The sequence below is a fragment of the Rosenbergiella australiborealis genome, from assembly GCF_018494035.1.
Lineage (GTDB): Bacteria > Pseudomonadota > Gammaproteobacteria > Enterobacterales > Enterobacteriaceae > Rosenbergiella > Rosenbergiella australiborealis.
The window spans coordinates 115,194-131,502 of the sequence record NZ_JABBFO010000009.1 but is presented as its reverse complement, the minus strand read 5'-3'; the positions used below and the strand labels follow the sequence as shown (position 1 = coordinate 131,502).

14 protein-coding genes are annotated in these 16,309 nt (G+C 43.5%); 13 read left to right on the top strand and 1 reads right to left on the bottom strand.

The annotated features are described in order from the left end of the window. Positions 1-373 precede the first annotated feature (373 nt). Positions 374-1,768 carry a DHA2 family efflux MFS transporter permease subunit gene (locus HGT73_RS10745; protein ID WP_214214687.1) on the top strand — a complete coding sequence of 465 codons (1,395 nt, stop codon included), beginning with the start codon at positions 374-376 and terminating at the stop codon, positions 1,766-1,768. A 282-nt stretch (positions 1,769-2,050) separates the two neighbouring features. On the opposite strand, the gene kup is transcribed toward HGT73_RS10745, so the two are convergent. Then, on the bottom strand, positions 2,051-3,919 hold the full coding sequence (gene kup, locus HGT73_RS10740; RefSeq protein WP_214214685.1) for a low affinity potassium transporter Kup: 1,869 nt from the start codon (positions 3,917-3,919) through the stop codon (positions 2,051-2,053). A 202-nt stretch (positions 3,920-4,121) separates the two neighbouring features. Between kup and ravA the strand changes: the two genes are divergently transcribed. The 12 genes from ravA to atpF all read left to right on the top strand — a co-directional run bounded on the left by ravA (position 4,122) and on the right by atpF (position 16,307). Then, the gene (ravA, locus tag HGT73_RS10735) at positions 4,122-5,618 is read left to right on the top strand and encodes an ATPase RavA (protein WP_214214708.1); all 1,497 of its coding nucleotides are present in this window, start codon (positions 4,122-4,124) and stop codon (positions 5,616-5,618) included. Next, positions 5,615-7,075 carry an ATPase RavA stimulator ViaA gene (gene viaA, locus HGT73_RS10730; protein ID WP_214214683.1) on the top strand — a complete coding sequence of 487 codons (1,461 nt, stop codon included), beginning with the start codon at positions 5,615-5,617 and terminating at the stop codon, positions 7,073-7,075. The genes ravA and viaA overlap by 4 nt, the downstream gene beginning before the upstream one ends. 52 nt (positions 7,076-7,127) lie before the next feature. Continuing rightward, positions 7,128-9,251, top strand: coding sequence for a 5-histidylcysteine sulfoxide synthase (gene ovoA / locus HGT73_RS10725; protein WP_241609644.1), 2,124 nt, complete (start codon positions 7,128-7,130; stop codon positions 9,249-9,251). A 53-nt stretch (positions 9,252-9,304) separates the two neighbouring features. Next, on the top strand, positions 9,305-9,766 hold the full coding sequence (gene asnC / locus HGT73_RS10720; protein ID WP_214214681.1) for a transcriptional regulator AsnC: 462 nt from the start codon (positions 9,305-9,307) through the stop codon (positions 9,764-9,766). 153 nt (positions 9,767-9,919) lie between these two features. Then, the gene (gene mioC / locus HGT73_RS10715) at positions 9,920-10,360 is read left to right on the top strand and encodes an FMN-binding protein MioC (protein ID WP_214214678.1); all 441 of its coding nucleotides are present in this window, start codon (positions 9,920-9,922) and stop codon (positions 10,358-10,360) included. A 430-nt stretch (positions 10,361-10,790) separates the two neighbouring features. Next, positions 10,791-12,680 (top strand): tRNA uridine-5-carboxymethylaminomethyl(34) synthesis enzyme MnmG, encoded by a 1,890-nt coding sequence (gene mnmG, locus HGT73_RS10710; protein ID WP_214214676.1) that lies wholly within the window; start codon positions 10,791-10,793, stop codon positions 12,678-12,680. A gap of 48 nt (positions 12,681-12,728) precedes the next feature. Further along, positions 12,729-13,349 carry a 16S rRNA (guanine(527)-N(7))-methyltransferase RsmG gene (gene rsmG / locus HGT73_RS10705; protein WP_214214673.1) on the top strand — a complete coding sequence of 207 codons (621 nt, stop codon included), beginning with the start codon at positions 12,729-12,731 and terminating at the stop codon, positions 13,347-13,349. A gap of 166 nt (positions 13,350-13,515) precedes the next feature. Continuing rightward, positions 13,516-13,812: a hypothetical protein gene (locus HGT73_RS10700; RefSeq protein ID WP_214214671.1), complete on the top strand. Its 297-nt coding sequence runs from the start codon at positions 13,516-13,518 to the stop codon at positions 13,810-13,812. Positions 13,813-14,233: 421 nt separating this feature from the next. After that, positions 14,234-14,614: a F0F1 ATP synthase subunit I gene (atpI, locus tag HGT73_RS10695; protein ID WP_214214668.1), complete on the top strand. Its 381-nt coding sequence runs from the start codon at positions 14,234-14,236 to the stop codon at positions 14,612-14,614. 8 nt (positions 14,615-14,622) lie between these two features. Then, positions 14,623-15,441: a F0F1 ATP synthase subunit A gene (gene atpB, locus HGT73_RS10690; RefSeq protein WP_214214664.1), complete on the top strand. Its 819-nt coding sequence runs from the start codon at positions 14,623-14,625 to the stop codon at positions 15,439-15,441. A gap of 48 nt (positions 15,442-15,489) precedes the next feature. Beyond that, a complete protein-coding gene (atpE, locus tag HGT73_RS10685) occupies positions 15,490-15,729 on the top strand; it encodes a F0F1 ATP synthase subunit C (protein ID WP_028684986.1) in 240 nt (79 codons plus the stop codon). Positions 15,730-15,836: 107 nt separating this feature from the next. Continuing rightward, entirely contained in the window at positions 15,837-16,307 is a 471-nt protein-coding gene (gene atpF, locus HGT73_RS10680; RefSeq protein ID WP_071432987.1) for a F0F1 ATP synthase subunit B, read from the top strand. Positions 16,308-16,309 lie beyond the last annotated feature (2 nt).

Below are 16,309 nucleotides of genomic sequence, written 5' to 3'. Positions count from 1 at the left end.
ACTCGTTGTCGCGAGGTGGCGTATATTACTCGCTTCACCTCAGGAGTCAATCATTATTTTGATTTTTTCTCCCGGACTAAATCGCTTTAGTCCCTGTCACCGCGCTGCGCATCGTGCTTTGCCGTGTCAGTGGATGCGCATTATAGGGAGTTCCGCTGAGAGCGCAAGGGATTATTTAAACTTTTTTACCAAGTGGTGATAATTCAAACTATGCGTTTATTTTACAAACTAAACAGGCAAAAAAGCGCTTACTTTTACATCACCACGGTGAATAGAGTACGTTGAAATCTCACTCTTAGGTCAATTTATCCTCTTAAGCGCTACAAATCAGAGGTATACTTAGCGGACTCACTAACTAATAAAGGACCCTTCAATGGTTCGTTCAACAGGTAATCTCACTGGCCTACCTTGGATTGCCGCAATGGCTTTCTTTATGCAAGCCTTGGATGCCACGATACTGAACACTGCTTTACCCGCCATAGCACAAAGTCTCCATCGCTCGCCGCTTGCCATGCAATCAACCATTATTAGCTATTCATTGACTGTCGCGATGCTAATTCCTGTCAGCGGATGGCTGGCCGATCGTTGCGGAACACGAAAGGTCTTTATTAGTGCAGTAACCCTATTTGCTCTCGGCTCTCTTGCCTGTGCACTCTCTCAATCACTTTGCTTATTAGTTATATCGCGGGTGGTTCAAGGAATTGGTGGCGCGATGATGATGCCTGTTGCACGGTTAACGCTGTTAAAAGCCTATCCAAGAAATGAACTTCTCCCCATCTTAAACTTTGTCACTATGCCTGGATTGTTAGGCCCGGTGTTAGGGCCGGTGCTGGGTGGATTCTTCGTCACCTACGCAACATGGCATTGGATTTTTCTTATCAATATACCTATTGCCTTAGTGGGGATCTTTTTCGCACGGAAATACATGCCAGACTTTACTGTTCCCAAACGCAAGTTTGACCTACTAGGCTTTCTCTTGTTCAGTGGTTCAATTGTTGCAATATCGACTGGTGTTGAGTTACTCGGTGAAGAACAGATTTCTCTTGGTACCGCATTGGTTACCATAGTATTGGGATTACTATTACTCGCCTTCTATATAAAGCATGCTTTTCGTTACGCAACACCTCTTATCAATCTTTCTATGTTTCGTATCCGTACCTTTTCAGTCGGAATTGCAGGGAACGTTGCCTCACGTTTGGGGACAGGCTGTATTCCTTTTTTAATCCCCTTACTTTTACAAGTCGCTTTTGGTTATTCAGCAATCTTTGCAGGTTTTATAATGATTGCCACCGCCGTTGGGGCTGTATTAGCAAAATCGACGGTTACGCCATTACTTCGTCGCCAAGGTTATCGCCGTACACTGGTTGGGATAAGTATGATTATTGGTCTATTGATCATGAGTTTTGCTTTACAGTCTAATCAGCGCAGCATCCTGTGGTTACTTCCGCCTTTATTCTTAATAGGTATGGCTATGTCGACACAATTTACCTCAATGAATACCATTACGTTAGCCGATCTCACCGATGAGTATGCTAGCGGAGGGAATAGTGTTCTCGCTGTCACACAGCAATTAGCGATTAGCCTCGGTGTTAGTGTTAGCGCCGCTGTATTAAGGTTTTGGCAAGGTTATAGCTCCTCAACACAATGGCAATTTCAAGCGACTTTTACCACAATGGGCATTGTAACCATTATTGCTGGCTGTATTTTCTTACTCTTAATGAAAAAAGACGGTGAGAATCTTATTAAAAGACCAGCTAGAAAAAGATAGGTTGGTATTAGTCAGCGGGTATAGGTAACGTGGTGACACTATCTCCCGATCATTACTGATACTATTGGAAGTTATACCTAAGATTACTGTAAAAATCCCCCCTGCGGGTATAAGACAGGGGGATATACAAACTACCGTCGATAAGTCGTGATTCCCCCTACTTTGCGATATTGAGATCGGTCATCACGAATAAAATACTGCCTTACAATGATGAGTTCAGGACTCCACGGAGACGACTCTCTGTGCGATAAAAAAAGGCGCCTTAAGCGCCTTTAGTTTTTATTAAATTTCTACTTGAGTTCCAAGTTGAATAACTCGATTGGGGGGTATTTCAAACTGATCCGGCGCCCGCAGGGCATTGCGCTGCAAGAGTAAAAATAACTTACCGCGTAATCTTAAATACCACGGACGTTTACCTAGTATTAACGACTCATTAGACATAAAGAACGATGTCTCCATCATTCGGCAGTTCAAGCCTTCAAGACCGCAGCGATGAAAAATATCTTCCATATTCGGAATTTCGCGCCATCCGTAACTTGCTACGACCCGCCAAAACGTTGGTGACAGCTGTTCGATACTGACACGCCGAACATTATGAACGTAAGGTGCATCCTCAGTACGTAATGTTAGTAAAACCACGCGTTCGTGCAGCACTTTGTTATGTTTGAGATTATGTAATAACGCGAAAGGGATGATATTTTTCACTCTGGTCATATATACCGCAGTTCCCGACACCCGAACAGGAGGATGTTTCTCTAGTGAGGAGATCATCGCTTCTAGTGAATTACCATGCTCATGCATTTTCCTTAACGCTCTGAACCGTTCACTTTTCCATGTTGTCATTATAATAAACATGACGAGTGCGAGTGTTAGCGGTAACCATCCGCCTGATAAAATCTTGACTAAGTTTGCCGTGAACAACGGCACATCAATACAGAGGAGGAAAAGACAAAGAGGAACAACGGAAAAAAGGCTCCAATGCCAGTTTTTTCGTGCAACGGTACACGACAATAGGGTGGTTAATACCATTGTCCCTGTTACCGCAATACCGTAAGCCGCTGCTAAATTACTCGAATGTTTAAAGCTTACAATCACCAAGACAACAGCAGTATAGAGCAGCCAATTCACGACCGGAATGTAAATCTGACCTGACTCATTTTCAGATGTATGAATAATACGCATTGGCGGTAGATACCCCAAACGTACAGCTTGTCTGGTCAGAGAGAAAACCCCCGAGATGACAGCTTGAGACGCAATGACGGTTGCCAACGTCGCGATAATCAACATGGGAATTAGCGCCCAATCAGGAGCTAAAAGGAAAAAAGGATTTTTAATGGCTTCAGGATGCTTAAGTAATAGCGCCCCCTGGCCAAAGTAATTTAATACTAAGGAAGGAAGAACCACCATTATCCACGCAATACGAATAGGCAGCTTACCGAAATGCCCCATATCTGCATATAGTGCCTCCACCCCCGTAATTGCTAATACTACTGATCCCAAAGCAAAGAATGATATTGTCTTATAATGAAGGAAAAACTGTAGTGCATACCAAGGATTAACTGCCTGTAAAACAACGGGATTATTAATAATCCCGTTTAGGCCGAATATTGCTAATAGAATAAACCATAGCAACATAACCGGCGCGAATATTTTACCGACTAATCCCGTACCGTGTTTTTGAATAACAAATAAAAGTGTGAGTACCACGATGGAAATCGGTACGATAAAGACGTCCAGTGAAGGCGCTGCAATTTCCAACCCTTCAATCGCAGAGAGCACAGACATTGCTGGTGTGATAACGACCTCACCAAAGAAGAAGCTCCCCCCAATTAGACCCAATATCAGTACGACTGCAGTTGCCGTGGCATGAGTATTGCGTCCCGCCAGCGACATAAGCGTTAGAATTCCACCTTCACCAGAGTTATCAGCGCGCATTACATAGCTGATGTACTTTAGCGAAACCACTAATACCAATAACCAAAAAATTAAGGAAAGAAAACCAAAAACAGACTGTTGTTCGATACCAAAACCAAATTCGCCAGAAAGGCATTCTCGTAGGGTATAGAGAGGACTTGTACCAATATCCCCATACACGACACCAATTGCTGCCAGTGTTAACGCCGCGGTAGACTGTTTATTCTCTGAGTTCATATAAATCTTCTGTTTAGATCGATTAGTCTTAAACAACCTTCGTAATTAATTTTATCCGCACAGTATGCATAGTTTTAGTAAAAAACCTACTGTGCATTCACATATGCTATTACTTAATGATAAAAATCATTTACAGTGCAGAGAGAAAAAATTACGCTCGCATCGCTCGATAGCGACCTTAGATGCGATTAAAGGATGCCTGATGATACCCGCACAACTCCTCGCCGATAGAATCGTCCGCCTCAGTAATAGTTTAGAAAAAGGTCTGTATGAACGCCATGATGTTATACGACTTTGTCTCTTAGCCGCACTAAGTGGCGAAAGCGTTTTTTTAATGGGGCCTCCAGGAATTGCAAAAAGTTTAATTGCCCGGCGTATTAAGTGCGCGTTTAAAAATGCGACCGCATTTGAATATCTCATGACTCGTTTCTCAACACCGGAAGAGGTATTTGGCCCACTGTCTATTCAGGCATTAAAAGACGAAGGTCGCTACCAACGCATTACAGAAGGCTATCTACCCGATGCAGAGATCGTTTTTCTAGATGAGATTTGGAAAGCGGGCCCCGCCATTTTAAATACCTTGCTCACAGCCATTAATGAACGCCGCTTTCGCAATGGTAAAGATGAACAAAAAATCCCTATGCGTTTACTCATCAGCGCCTCCAATGAATTACCTGATGATGATAGCGGACTAGATGCGCTCTATGATCGTATGCTGATTCGTTTATGGCTAACAAACGTCAACGAAAAACGTCATTTTCATGGGATGCTATTACAAGCTGAAGATTCCAATTTTTCACTTGATGATGAACATTTAGCCGTGAGCGATGAAGAATATTTCCAATGGCAGCAGGCCATACCCAAAATATCCCTGCCCGAAGAGGTATTCGAGCTTATCTACAGGCTGCGTCAACAACTCCAGCAACTTCCTGATGCCCCTTATATTTCAGATCGGCGGTGGAAAAAAGCGATTCATTTATTACAAGCTAGTGCCTTTTTTAGCGGACGGCATGCTATTGCACCAATCGACCTTATTTTACTGAAAGAGTGTCTGTGGCATAACGCAGCATCCCGTACATTGATTGAACAAGAAATCCGAACGCTATTACTACACTTTGCTTGGCAACAACAACCGATGCTACTGGAATTACAACAAATCACTGCTCGTAAGCAAACCATGCATCAAGAACAAAGTTTAACTCAGGCACTCAAGTTATCGAAACAGAGCGCAATGTTTAGCCGTAAGCCACATTATCAGTTACCCGTATCGCTAACGGGTAGCTCTTTTACCCTGTTTCTACAACAACCATTAACACTACATCATTTGCGGGTAACGCATATCGTTATAGAAAAAGAGGCACTACAACATTGGCTACAAAAAGGTGGCGACATTCGAGGTAAGTTAAACGCAATAGGCTTTCCACAGTCCCTTGATCTTTCTGTCGATGAATACGACTGTCTAGTCGTCAGAGATATAAGTTTACAAGCGACTCGGTTAAATTATGAGGATAATAATGCAACCGGTCAGTTGCCTGAAGAGATCATGAAGCAATTTTCACACTTACATGACCGGCTCCAACAGCAGCGCCTATTGTTCCGCCAGCAACAGCAATGCTTGTTTATCAATAATGAATGGTTGGCTGATATTGAAGCCAGTTTACAAAATGTCGCAACGCATATAGAACAGGCTGAACAATGATCTCTTTAGATACATTGCTAAACCTTTTAACCTTGAACGACAGTATCAATCTTAATGATTTTCTCGCAACGCTACTCACCGCACCACAACTGGTGCTGCTTTTTGAGAAAAGCCCTAAATTAAAGAAAATGCTGCAACGTGAGCTGCCACAGATCAAAGCCGCCCTCACCGAGCAGCTTAAAAATACTCCGGTCCCTGAAAATCTTGCACAAGAGTTTGCTTTTTATACCCAAATCCAAAGCCTTACCTATTACCCATTTACCCAACAGCTGCAACAAACTTGTCAACAGCTTGAGGCGCTAAACTCGCCGTTCCACGCAGAAGCACAAAGCCTATTAAAACAGACGGAGTCACAGCAGCTAACACCAGCCCAACAGAGTTTATTTATGCAACGTTGGCGGATGAACCTGACGCTTCAAGCGCTAACGCTTAATGACGATCTGTTAGAACAACATAAACAAAGACTCATTGAAGAATTAAAAAAACAGCTGGCGATGAGTGGATTTCTTTCCCCTTTATTAGCCGATGATGAAGAAATCAGTCATGGTAAACTTTGGGACCTGAGTAAATCATCCTTACATACTACAGACAGCGATCGTCTAACTGAATATAGCCACTTTCTCCGTTCGCAACCTCAGCTTAACGAACTCGCCCAAAAACTAGGGCGTAGCCGGGAATCAAAAGCTATCGCAGCAGAAAATACTCAACTCGGCCCCGTACTCACTACCGAAACTGTCCGCCACTCTTTTCCCGAAGAAGTTCAAGGCGTTTACCAGAGTGATGACGTATTACGTTTACTTCCGGCGGAGCTCGCAACACTCAGCTTAAATGAATTAGAAGTCGAATTTTACCGTAAGTTAATTGAAAAACGATTACTGACTTACCAATTACGCGGGCAAGACCACCAGCCAAAGATCAAAGAACGCCCCGTCATTTATCAGCAAAAAGAACAACAACCGAAAGGTCCTTTTATTGTTTGTATCGATACATCAGGCTCAATGGGTGGCTTTAACGAACGCTGTGCGAAAGCCTTTTGTTTGGCGCTATTGAAAATTGCCTTTCAAGAGAATCGTCGCTGTTTTGTTATGATGTTTACTCAAGAAATTATTCAGTATGAATTGACGGCAGAGAGTGGGATGCCACAATTACTGCGTTTCCTCTCTCAGCGCTTTCGAGGCGGAACGGATATTGAGTATTGCTTGGAGGAAGCAGTAAAACTGCTACAGACAGAAACTTGGCAAGAGGCAGATATCGTGGTTATTTCAGACTTTATCGCTCAACGCCTGTCCGACGATACCCAGCGACGCATTCGCACTCAACAACAAGACCATCAACAACGTTTTCACGCTGTGACATTATCCCAACATGGGAAACCACGTTTATTATCTATTTTTGACTTTATTTGGCCATTTGATACCGGACTAAAAAGTCGATTAAAACGCTATATACGGCGCTAAATATTAAGGGACTGCTATAGTTTGAGCATAATCAATAAGGAAAAAGAGTATCGTGAAAACTACGACTTTGACACCAGCGTTTACCCCTTCATTATCAGGTAGTGATCCTGAACAAAAGCGCCAGCAACTTCTCGACTATTTTCAGACGACCTGGCAAACCTACGAACAATTATTTACTTGTTTAACGCAAGATAACGCGTGGACAACCAAAGCAATTCCTCTACGCCACCCCCTCATTTTCTACTATGCTCACACCGCCACATTTTTTATCAATAAGTTAATGGCTGGTGGCTATATGACTGAGCGTATTGATGAACGCATGGAAGCCATGATGGCAATTGGTGTCGATGAAATGAGTTGGGATGATCTCAACGATGATCATTATCACTGGCCAACTCCCGAAGCGGTACAACACTATCGTGATCGTGTTCGTGAGACAGTTATTGATGTTATTGCTCATATTCCGCTTACCCTACCCATCGGTTGGGACGATCCAGCTTGGGCAATATTGATGGGAATTGAACATGAACGTATTCACCTAGAAACCTCCAGCGTGCTTATCCGTCAACTGCCGATCAATTGGGTCACCGCGTCATCTGCATGGACAATTTGCCCACATGGAGAGCGTATTCGTCAACATGTGCCAAAAAACACCCTTTTACATCAGGACGGCGGTCAACTGATCCTCGGTAAACGTGATGATTACTATGGATGGGATAATGAATATGGCCGCCAGACTTGTAATATCGCACCTTTCTCTGCCAGTAAAATGCTTGTCAGTCAGGCCGAATTCTATGAATTTGTTCAAGAGGGAGGCTACCAAAATTCTCAATGGTGGGATGATGAAGGATGGGGCTGGAAAACCTATACCAATGCCGATAAACCGACTTTTTGGGTCGGGGATATTGCGCATCCTGAACAGCTTAAACTTCGCGTGCTCGCAGAAGAGATTCCACTGCCTTGGGATTGGCCGGTAGAGGTTAACCAACTCGAAGCCTCCGCGTTTTGTCGATGGAAATCGGCCAAAACAGGACGTTCAATTCAGCTACCCAGCGAAGGTGAATGGGCCTGGTTACGTGAGCAAGTTACGGGAGACCATCCAGATTGGCAGATCCCTATCGGTAATATCAATTTACAAGGCTGGGCTTCATCCTGCCCAGTCGACTATTTTAAGCAAGGGGAGTTCTTTGATATCGTTGGTAATGTCTGGCAATGGACGACAACACCCATTAACGGCTATCCTGGTTTTAACGTTCATCCCCTTTACGATGACTTCTCCACACCCACCTTTGATGGTAAACATAACTTGATAAAAGGTGGGAGCTGGATCTCTACCGGTAATGAAGCGTTAAAAGCCTCCCGCTATGCTTTCCGACGCCATTTTTTCCAACATGCTGGCTTTCGCTACGTAGAATCGGTTCATCAGGAAACTATGATTAATAACCCTTACGAAACAGATACAATGGTGGCTCAATACCTTGATTTTCAATACGGCGAACGCCTATTTTCCGTAGAGAACTATGCCAAGGCTTTAGTCGAGAAGGTGATCCCTCTTTGTCGCTCTACTACACACGCGTTAGATCTCGGGTGTGCAACAGGACGCGCTAGTTTTGAATTGAGTCGCTATTTTGATCAGGTGACCGGTATTGATTATTCCGCTCGCTTTATTGATGTAGCATTACAACTTATGACGGGAGAAGGGTTTCGTTACGCCCTTCCTACAGAAGGCGAACTCGTCGATTACCGTCAAATCCGCCTTACCGATATTGGAATAACGGCCGAACAGTGGCAAAAGGTGAACTTCCAACAAGGCGATGCCTGTAACTTGAAGATGACTCACGGCGAGTATGATTTGATTTTTGCTTCAAATCTCATTGATCGCTTGCGTGAACCGACACGCTTTTTAAACAGCCTAAGCTCTCTCCTAAAGAGTGGCGGTGTGCTGATGCTCTCCTCACCCTATACGTGGCTAGAAGAGTATACACCGAAAGAAAATTGGTTAGGGGGGATCCGTGAAAATGGCGAAGCGGTTACTACCTACCAAGCATTACAACGGTTACTACGCGAGAACTTCGAGGAAATCCAATCCCCTGAAGACGTCCCCTTCGTGATCCGCGAAACCGCTCGTAAACATCAATATACTTTGGCACAAGCAAGCTATTGGCGCCGTAAATAGAATGCTATCTCACAAACGCCCAATAGGGCGTTTGTTTTTTCAAGGATTACGCTATGTCAGATACCTTTCAACTCGATAATCTCGATCGAGACATTCTCAATGTTTTACTCAAACAAGCTAAAACGCCCTACGCTGAAATGGCGAAAATGTTTGGTGTAAGCGCTGGTACTATTCATGTTCGTGTGGAAAAAATGCGACAAAGCGGTGTTATAACGGGCACCCATATTGCCGTTGATCATCGTAGGCTCGGTTTCGATGTATGCTGCTTTATTGGCATTATTTTAAAAAGTGCACGAGATTATCCCGCTGCGTTACAAAAACTTGAGGCGCTAGATGAAGTCGTCGAAGCCTGGTATACCACTGGCCACTATAGTGTGTTTATTAAAGTCATGTGTCGTTCCATCGATGCACTACAACATGTTCTCGTCAATAAAATACAAACTATCGATGAGATACAGTCAACCGAAACATTGATCTCTTTACAAAATCCGATTGATCGTCCGATCAAAGCCTAAATAAAAAATCACACTGTGGATAAGGTTATCATAGCTGTGATCCACAGTGCTGAATCCCTTTTAATCAATGAAAAAAAATAATCCCCCTATTATCCACAGGTGGATCACTGCTTGATCACCGAGTACAATAGCGGCCTTTATTGAGGAGGGTATATGGCTGAAATCACTTTTATTACGGGTAGCACACTCGGGAGCGCCGAGTATGTCGCAGAGCATCTCGCAGATAAACTAAGCGAAGCAGGCCATACCAGTGAATTATTACACGGTGCAGAGCTCGACGAAGTCCCGTTAGAAGGCATTTGGCTTATTATCACCTCAACACATGGTGCTGGAGAGCTCCCCGATAATCTACTCGATTTCAGTGAAGCACTTACTGAACAAAAACCAGATTTGAGTGCAATACGTTACGGGGCAATTGGACTTGGTAATAGAGAGTATGATCTGTTTTGCGGGGCAATAAAGACATTAGATGAACAATTAACGACACTGGGTGCAACACGTATCGGCGATCGTTTAGAAATTGACGTCCTTGAACATGAAATTCCCGAAGATCCGGCCGAAGAGTGGCTCGCTGAGTGGATCAAGGCTATTTAACCCCGTGTTAGATCGTTTTTTTGTCTTGATCCCTAGTTTTTTACTCTGTTTTTACTGCCGATCCAACTAAAGTTCTGTGGATAACTATGCTATTATCATGCTGGAAACCCGTGGTTATCCACCTTATAACTTTAGGTCATTGTTTGAGCTGTGTATAAGTACCGATCTTGATCCCAGCTTATACTAAGAACGATCACCGATCATTCACAAGAACTGATCCTATTGAACAAGCTGATATTGTTGAAGAAGTAATGGTTATCCACAGAAATAGACGATCCTAATAAGAGATCTAACAGAAAGATCATATACAAAATAAAGATCATTCTTTTAAACCTTAAGGATCGTGCCACTTTCACCAATTCAAGAATTTAAGTAGAATTCATCACCTGGACATTCAGTCCGACAGATTTCATCAACCGAGGTACACTTCATGTTTTATCCAGATCCTTTTGACGTTATTGTCATTGGTGGGGGTCATGCTGGCACGGAAGCGGCAATGGCTGCGGCTCGTATGGGCCAAAAAACGCTATTGTTGACTCACAATATCGATACACTAGGACAAATGTCTTGTAATCCGGCGATCGGCGGTATTGGTAAAGGCCATCTGGTTAAGGAAGTGGACGCCTTGGGTGGATTGATGGCAACAGCAATCGATCATGCAGGTATACAGTTTAGGATACTAAACAGCAGTAAAGGCCCAGCTGTACGTGCAACGCGGGCGCAAGCAGACAGAGCGCTTTATCGTCAAGCCGTTAGAACCGCTCTCGAAAATCAACCTAACCTAATGATATTCCAACAAGCCGTTGATGATCTGATCGTAGAAAACGATCAAGTTGTAGGGGCTGTTACGCAAATGGGCTTAAAATTCAAAGCTCGTTCAGTAGTATTGACTGTTGGCACGTTCTTGGATGGTAAAATTCATATTGGCCTCGATAACTTCAGTGGTGGTCGTGCAGGTGATCCGCCATCCATCCCGTTGGCCCGCCGGTTACGTGAACTTCCTCTACGTGTTGATCGTCTAAAAACAGGCACTCCACCGCGTATTGATGCCCGTACTATCGACTTTAGTCAATTAGCGCCACAACACGGTGATAACCCGATTCCTGTATTTTCATTTATGGGGAATGCTGCACAACATCCAGAACAAATGGCGTGTTATATCACCTACACAAATGAACAGACTCATGATGTGATCCGTAATAATTTGGATCGCAGTCCAATGTACGCAGGTATTATTGAGGGTATTGGTCCGCGTTACTGTCCATCGATCGAAGATAAAGTAATGCGCTTTGCCGATCGTAACGCACACCAGATTTTTTTAGAGCCTGAAGGCCTAACCAGTAACGAAATCTACCCTAACGGTATTTCAACGAGTTTACCTTTTGATGTTCAAATGCAAATAGTTCACTCAATGAAAGGACTCGAAAATGCACGAATTATTCGTCCTGGTTACGCCATTGAGTACGACTTCTTTGATCCGAGAGATCTAAAACCGTCACTAGAGAGTAAACATATCCAAGGTTTATTCTTTGCAGGTCAAATTAACGGTACTACTGGATATGAAGAAGCGGCAGCACAAGGACTTCTTGCTGGTTTAAATGCGGCTCGTTACTCATCTGAACAAGAGTCGTGGACACCAAGACGCGATGAAGCTTACATTGGGGTTCTGGTCGATGATCTGTGTACATTAGGAACAAAAGAACCTTACCGTATGTTTACCTCACGTGCTGAGTATCGCCTAATGCTCCGTGAAGATAATGCGGATCTACGCTTAACAGCCATTGGACGAGAATTAGGATTAGTGGATGACGCTCGTTGGGCTGCCTTTAATCTAAAATTAGAAACAATCGAGCTGGAGCGTCAGCGTTTACGTGATATCTGGGTTCATCCAAAATCGGGTGATCTCGATGCACTCAATAACGTACTAAGTGCGCCATTAACCAAAGAAGCAAATGGTGAGGATCTACTCCGCCGTCCAGAAATGACTTATCAAGCCTTAACTGGACTATCCTTATTTACCCCCTCTGTTTCCGATCCATTAGCGGCTGAGCAGGTTGAGATTCAAGTCAAATACGAAGGATATATCGCTCGACAAAAAGAAGAGATCACCCGGCATTTACGTAATGAAAACACTGTACTGCCCATTGATCTTGACTACAAGAATGTTAATGGGCTTTCCAATGAAGTTGTTGCTAAACTTAATGATCATAAGCCATCTTCAATTGGCCAGGCATCGCGTATTTCTGGTATAACCCCTGCGGCCATTTCAATCCTACTAATATGGCTAAAAAAACAGGGATTACTTCGTAAGAGTGCTTAGGTTTTTGAGAGGGAGTGTTAACTCCCTCTCCTTGTCGGAATAGGTTCAGTGATTACACAACTCTCAAAACTACTCAATCAGTCAGGAATTTCGCTTACCGATCAACAAAAACAGAAACTAATTGCCTATGTTTCGTTGTTGGATAAGTGGAATAAGGCTTATAACCTTACCTCCGTACGTAATCCACAACAGATGATCGTACGTCATATTATGGACAGTATTGTTGTGGCCCCTTATTTGAAGGGAAGCCGCTTTATTGACGTCGGTACCGGACCTGGGTTGCCAGGCATTCCACTCTCGATTGTTATGCCTAATGCTGAATTCACATTACTCGATAGCTTAGGAAAGCGTGTTAGATTTCTCAAACAGGTGCAACATGAGCTTAAATTAGACAATATTTTGCCTGTACAATCCCGAGTAGAAGACTTTCCTGCCGATCCTCATTTCGATGGGGTGATAAGCCGCGCTTTTGCCTCAATCAATGATATGTTGCATTGGTGCGATCATTTGCCGGCAGAAGGGCACGGACGTTTTTATGCATTAAAGGGGCAATACCCGACAGATGAATGTCAATTACTACCTGAAACGATTGAAATTGATGCAACACATCGGTTAGTGGTACCTGAGCTAGATGAAGAGCGACATTTAGTTATACTTAAGAAAATCTAACCAAAGGAACCCAAAGGGTTCCTTTTTTTCATTTAATCCTTTAAAAATCCTACTTAACCACCTGTTTACAAAGGGTTAATTTTTAAGTACCCTTCCTTTGCACTTTGACATGTGTAGATAAATTTAAATATTAATCCTATCTTGTATAGGAACGAAAGGAATCGAAATGAAAGAATTAAATTTAGATCAAACGCAACAAGTAGCGGGCGGAATTTTTGGTTTTATTAGCGCACCCATTGGCGCCGTAATGGGCTTGGCAATTGGTTCAATTGTCGATGCAGGGTGTAAAGCAAGTAACCTGAACACCTCATTTAAATGGTCAGGTTTACAATTGGGAGCAGGAATTGGGGCTGCAGTTGGAATTGCACCGATTACCGCTGCACTCGGAATTGGATTTGGTGTGGTCAGTATCGTTAATAATAAAAACAGTATTGCAGCACAAAAAGCAGCACAAGCAAGTTAATTGATAGGATGAAAAGCAAAGGTGTAGACCTAAAACATCTCTGCTTTTCAACTTAACGTATAGAAAGCTTTTCTCATCATCAATCCGCCCATCACTGCATGACCGATAACCTTATTCACTATAAGGGTTTAACCGTTTGTCAATCCTTTATGTTTCAATTTTGTATTTTTTTGGTTAATTATAATGTGGGCTTAACGCAGCTTACGTCCTAATTTATGTGATTTTTTTTAAGATAATCGCCGTAATTACGGTTTTCTGAAAGAAATTTAAATAATTGTTCATCTTTTCGCAAGTTACAGATTGAAATCGTAGGTGCTCCCCGTATAATTTGCACGGCTTTTGCTGTTCACTCTTTAAGTGGCCACAGCAGCTTTTTAAGCACACGAAATACCATTCCGGGTTAAAGGGGAATTATCACGTTATGTCACTAGCCTTTTACAGTATGCGATTGGCTAAGGCTGTACTGATAATCCAGCTTGGAACAATCATTGTTCTTGGTGTCCTTTTTACCTTAAAAAGCACTCACGATGGATTTTCTGCTCTAGCAGGAGGGATTGCGGCTTGGTTGCCAAATATCCTATTTACGTTTCTGGCCTGGCGCCTGCAAGGGCAATCACCAGCAAAAGGGCGTGTGGCCTGGAGCTTTGCATTCGGTGAAGCGATGAAGGTTATTTTAACCATCATCATGCTTATTGTGGCGTTAGGTGTGTGTGGGGCTGCATTTTGGCCCCTTGCAATAAGCTGGTTATCGGTGTGTGTTGTTCAAGTTATCGCACCGGTTGTAATTAACAAAAAAGGGTAAGAAGCATCATGTCCGCAGGAGAAATCTCAACCCCACAGGAATACATTGGTCACCATCTGACGCATTTACAGATTGACCTCCGTACTTTCCAGTTGGTGAATGCGCACGACGCTCCGGCAACATTCTGGATACTGAATCTGGACTCTATGTTCTTTTCCGTTGTCCTGGGACTGATCTTTCTGGTTATATTCCGCAAAGTTGCTAAACATGTGACCAGCGGTGTACCAGGTAAGCTTCAGGCAGCAATTGAGCTTGTTGTAGGTTTTGTCGATGCCAACGTACGTGATATGTACCATGGCAAAAGCAAACTCATCGCTCCATTGGCACTGACAATTTTCGTCTGGGTCTTCTTGATGAACTTCATGGATCTGCTACCTATCGATCTGCTGCCATATATTGGTGAGCATGTACTAGGTCTGCCAGCACTGCGTGTCGTTCCATCAGCTGACGTGAACGTAACATTGTCGATGGCTCTGGGCGTATTTATTTTGATTCTGTTCTACAGCATCAAAATGAAAGGGGTAGGTGGTTTCGCTAAAGAACTCACTTTGCAACCTTTCAATCACCCGATCTTCATCCCTATCAACCTGATTCTTGAAGGTGTTAGCTTACTGTCGAAACCTGTTTCACTGGGTCTGCGTCTGTTTGGTAACATGTATGCGGGTGAGTTGATCTTTATCCTGATTGCAGGTCTGTTACCGTGGTGGTCACAGTGGGTTCTAAATGTGCCTTGGGCCATTTTCCACATCCTGATTATTTCGTTACAGGCTTTCATTTTCATGGTCCTCACGATCGTCTATCTGTCGATGGCATCTGAAGAGCATTGATTTTTACACCAACATTATTGATTTGATTGAAACAAACTGGAGACTGTCATGGAAAACGTGAATATGGATCTGCTGTACATGGCTGCCGCTGTGATGATGGGTCTGGCTGCTATTGGTGCTGCGATCGGTATCGGCATCCTTGGAGGAAAATTCTTGGAAGGCGCTGCTCGTCAGCCTGACCTGATTCCTCTGCTGCGTACTCAATTCTTTGTTGTTATGGGTCTGGTGGATGCTATTCCTATGATTGCTGTAGGTCTGGGTCTCTACGTGATGTTTGCCGTCGCCTAGTAGCATTGTTGGTTAAGTATTTTAGTGACCAACAACCAAAGAACAGAGTCTGCCGCTTATTTTCGATAAGCGGCAGAGCAAGTTAACTTATTGAGAGGCATTGTGCTGTGAATATTAATGCAACAATCCTCGGCCAGGCCATCGCATTTATCCTGTTCGTCTTATTTTGTATGAAGTATGTATGGCCGCCAATTATGGCTGCTATCGAAAAACGTCAGAAAGAAGTTGCTGATAGTTTATCTTCTGCAGAACAAGCGAAAAAAGATCTGGATATCGCGCAAGCTAATGCGACCGACCAGCTGAAAAAAGCCAAAGAAGATGCTCAGGTTATTATTGAGCAGGCGAACAAACGTCGTACACAGATTCTGGAAGATGCGAAAGCTGAAGCGGATGCTGAACGTACTATGATCGTCGCACAAGCGCAGGCAGAAATTGATGCTGAGCGTAAACGTGCCCGTGAAGAGCTACGTAAGCAAGTTGCGTTACTGGCTATCGCGGGAGCTGAGAAAATCATCGAGCGTTCCGTAGATGAAGCTGCTAATAGCGACATCGTTGATAAACTGGTCGCTGAACTGTAAGG